The 3,859-nt window shown below is 37.2% G+C and carries 5 protein-coding genes; all 5 read left to right on the top strand.

What is annotated here, in order from left to right; all coding sequences use genetic code 11:
• Positions 1-530 (top strand): 16S rRNA (cytosine(967)-C(5))-methyltransferase RsmB (locus GX756_06625; GenBank protein ID NLC17532.1); only part of this gene is annotated, 530 nt, incomplete at its 5' end.
• A complete protein-coding gene (rlmN, locus tag GX756_06620) occupies positions 527-1,573 on the top strand; it encodes a 23S rRNA (adenine(2503)-C(2))-methyltransferase RlmN (protein NLC17531.1) in 1,047 nt (348 codons plus the stop codon). The genes GX756_06625 and rlmN, both read left to right, overlap by 4 nt.
• Positions 1,574-1,577: 4 nt before the next feature.
• Positions 1,578-2,435, top strand: coding sequence for a ribosome small subunit-dependent GTPase A (rsgA, locus tag GX756_06615; GenBank protein ID NLC17530.1), 858 nt, complete (start codon positions 1,578-1,580; stop codon positions 2,433-2,435).
• A gap of 80 nt (positions 2,436-2,515) precedes the next feature.
• On the top strand, positions 2,516-3,118 hold the full coding sequence (gene rpe / locus GX756_06610) for a ribulose-phosphate 3-epimerase (GenBank protein NLC17529.1): 603 nt from the start codon (positions 2,516-2,518) through the stop codon (positions 3,116-3,118).
• A 184-nt stretch (positions 3,119-3,302) separates the two neighbouring features.
• A partial coding sequence (locus tag GX756_06605) for a DNA-3-methyladenine glycosylase (protein NLC17528.1) occupies positions 3,303-3,859 on the top strand: 557 nt, incomplete at its 3' end.

Here is a 3,859-nt window from a genome sequence, read left to right as displayed (position 1 = left end):
GTGGCAAAAGCGTGTTTTTGAGTCAATTGGCGAAAATATCTTTAATTTCTTGCGATATACATCCCCATAGATTAGAGCTTATTAACTCATACAAATCGCGAATGGGCGAGCAAGATATAGAAGTAATCTTAAACGACGCCGCAAAATTTAACCCCGAATGGGAAAAACAGTTTGACATTGTGTTATGCGATGTTCCTTGCAGCGGGCTGGGAGTTTTAAATTCTAAATCCGATATACTTGCGCATAAAACGCCAAATGATATTAATAAGCTTACTAAATTGCAATACGAAATTATTTCAACTTCTTCAAAATATGTAAAACAAGGCGGGCATTTGGTTTATTCCACATGCACAATTTTAAAGAAAGAAAATCAAGATATAGTGGATAAATTTTTAAAAAACAATCTCGATTTTGAATCGGTTCCTGTAAATATCGCAATAAATTCTTTAAAGATTGGCGATTATGTTCAATTAATGCCGCATATTTCAGATACCAACGGCTTTTTTATCGCAAAGGTCCGGCGCAAATGAAACCATTGCTAATTGATTATAATTTTGACGAATTAAATAAATTATTGAGCGACCAGCCCAAATTTAGAGCGAAGCAGATTTTTAAATGGCTTCATAACGGCGTAGATTTTGCCGATATGACCGATATACCGCAAGGGCTTAGGGAATTCTTGTCGCAAAATTATACCGCGTCTTCTTTAAAAATTATTAAAATACTGCGTTCAAAAAAAGATAGCGCCCAAAAGTTTTTATATCAATTAAATGACGGCAACATAATAGAAGGCGTCGTAATGGAATATAAATATGGTTTTACTATTTGCGCGAGCGCGCAAGTAGGATGCCGTATGGGTTGCGCCTTTTGCGCGTCAGGGATAGGCGGGCTTGTTAGGAATTTAAGCGCGGGCGAAATTCTGGGTCAAGTAATCGCGGTTAATAAATATCTTGGCGGGACAATAACGGATAGAAAAATTACCAATATCGTTCTTATGGGCAGCGGAGAGCCTTTGGATAATTATCAAAATGTGACTAAGTTTTTAAATCTAGTTAGCTGTCCTGAAGGCATTAACGTCAGCCAAAGGAATATTTCGCTATCCACTTGCGGAATATGCGAAAATATTGTTAGACTTGCCGATGACGGTTTTAAAATAACATTAACGATATCGCTTCATTCGGCAATAGACCAAGTCCGTAAGACGCTTATGCCTATAGCGAATAAATATACTGTTAGCGATATAGTAAACGCCGCAAAATATTATTTTGAAAAAACCGGCAGAAGAATTATATATGAATACGCTATGATACCCGATAAGAATATGGACAACAAATCTTTAGGAGAATTGGTCAAAATTACCAAAGGCTATTCTTGCCATATCAATCTTATTATGTTAAATTATGTAAAAGAAAAAGACTTAAAGCCATGTTCTTACGAGCAAGCCAAAGATTTTGCGAACAAGCTAAAAAAACACAATGTTTCCGTAACCATAAGGCGCTCAATGGGGAGCGATATAGAAGGAGCGTGCGGACAATTAAGAAATACTGTCTTAAAAGAGATAAACGGAACATAAGGCTATGATAAAACAAGGAACGGTAACAAAATGCATAGCGGGTAGGTTTACCGTGTTTGTTGACGGAACGCTTATAGAGTGTTTTGCGCGCAAAAAATTAAAAAAAGAGCAGTTGCTTGCGGGCGATATCGTAGAGATTGACGATGAAAATTGCGTAATAGAAAATGTTTTGCCGCGAAAAAATAAACTTATTCGCCCGCCTATTGCCAATATAGATAAGATGATTATAGTTATTTCTTGCGTGCCTTATGTTGATTTGCTTTTGGTTGATAAATTAATAGTTGCCGCCAAAATCAATCAAATAGAGCCTGTATTATGTTTTAATAAGGTTGATTTGGATAACGACGATTTGGCTAAAAAGATACAAAACCAATACAAACAATCCAATATACGGTTTATCCAAGTGTCCGCAAAGACAGGTTATAATATTGATAAATTAATTCAAATTCTAAAGGGCGGCATTAATTGTTTCGCGGGGCAATCGGCCGTGGGCAAATCAAGCTTGATTAACGCTATATTGGGATGCGATTATTCCGTTGTGGGAGATTTGAGCCAAAAGATTTCAAGAGGAAAAAATACCACAAGGCACACTGAGATAATCAGCGTTGATGACTATTATGTGGCGGACACGCCCGGCTTTAATTTGTTGGATTTGGATAATTTGGAGTATAATAATCTAAAAGATTATTATGACGAATTTAATCTTTATAAAAATGACTGCAAGTTTTCAAGCTGCGCGCATATTAACGAACCGCAATGTTCTGTAAAACAGGCGGTAAATGAGGACAAGATTTCCAAAGAGCGTTATTTAAGATATATAGATATATACAACGACCTAAAAAAAGCGCAAAGCTATGCTTAAAAAAGGAGAAAAAATTGAAGCAAATAACAAAAGAATTAATCAAGGTAGCCCCGTCCCTTCTTTCAGCCGATTTTGCCAATATGGCAAGAGATATCAAAGAACTGGAAAGGGCGGGCGCGGACTTGCTGCATTGCGATGTAATGGATGGAGTTTTTGTTCCAAATATTACATTTGGGATAAAAATGATAGAGGACATAAGAAAAATAACAAGTCTTAAGCTTGATGTTCATCTTATGATTGTAGAACCTCAAAAATATATAGAGCGCTTTGCCAAGGCCGGAGCGGACATAATTACAATACATATAGAAGCCGCTAATAACGCCGATGAGGCAATCCAGCAAATAAAATCATTTGGAGTATCAGCCGGCATAGTATTAAATCCCGAAACGCCCGTTAGCGCTATAAAAGATGTTTTGCCTTATTGCGATTTGGTCCTTGTCATGAGCGTTCATCCTGGCTTTGGCGGGCAAAAATTTATTTTAGGTTCAATTGAAAAGATAAAGGAAATAAAATCAATGATAATATCCTTAGGCAAAGACATTGATCTGGAAGTTGACGGGGGAATTAATTTTGACAATGTCCATAGCGTGATAGACGCCGGCGCAAATATTATCGTAGCGGGCAATACGGTATTTAGCGCAGGCGACAAAAAAGCCGCGATTAAGAGATTAAGGGGCGCGTAAATTATCTTATTGTGGCAGATTATGGCTTTGGTGCATATATAGATAGAATAAAAGCTCTTTTTTAGATAGCTTGACGATGAATTAATTTTGGAGGATTCTATGAAGATTATATGCATCAAACCGCCTAGATTTTTGAGAGGAATTTTGAGATTAATTTTTAGAAAACACCTAAACTAAATTTTTTATGAATAATCAATACAAAAGACTCAGTCAAGATTTTTATAATAACGATACGCTAACGGTTAGCCAGCGGTTATTAGGAAAACGCATTGTGAGAAACCTTAACGGCATTGTTTTAGAAGCTATGATTGTGGAAACCGAAGCGTACATAGGGACTGTTGACGCCGCCGCTCATTCATTTAGAGGAATAACCGAGCGAAATAAAATAATGTTGGAAGACGGCGGCAAGTTGTATATATATCAAATATACGGCATGTATTTTTGCATGAATGTCATTACAGAACCTAAAGGAACGCCCGCCGGCGTATTGATAAGAGCCGTAGAGCCTTTAAAAAACATAGACACGATGGCAAGATTAAGAAAAATTGACCTTACTAAGACAAAGCCGTTTGCACTGACATCGGGACCGGGCAAGGTGTGTCAGGCGCTAGGGATAACTAAAGCTAATAACGGGACGAATTTGATTATTGATAACAACATTATAATTACCGAATATAAGGACATTGACGAGTCTCAAATAGCGGTTACGCCAAGAATAAATATTGATTACGCGCCTGAGGC

Source organism: Clostridiales bacterium (assembly GCA_012512255.1).
Lineage (GTDB): Bacteria > Bacillota > Clostridia > Christensenellales > DUVY01 > DUVY01.
The sequence above is the reverse complement of the archived record's forward strand: the minus strand, read 5'-3'. Positions and strand labels throughout refer to the sequence as shown.

Excerpts from the sequence above, each read along its gene's own strand:
- rlmN (NLC17531.1), top strand. The coding sequence starts at position 527 with ATGAAACCATTGCTAATTGATTATAATTTTGACGAATTAAATAAATTA.
- rsgA (NLC17530.1), top strand. The coding sequence starts at position 1,578 with ATGATAAAACAAGGAACGGTAACAAAATGCATAGCGGGTAGGTTTACC.
- rpe (NLC17529.1), top strand. The coding sequence starts at position 2,516 with ATGGCAAGAGATATCAAAGAACTGGAAAGGGCGGGCGCGGACTTGCTG.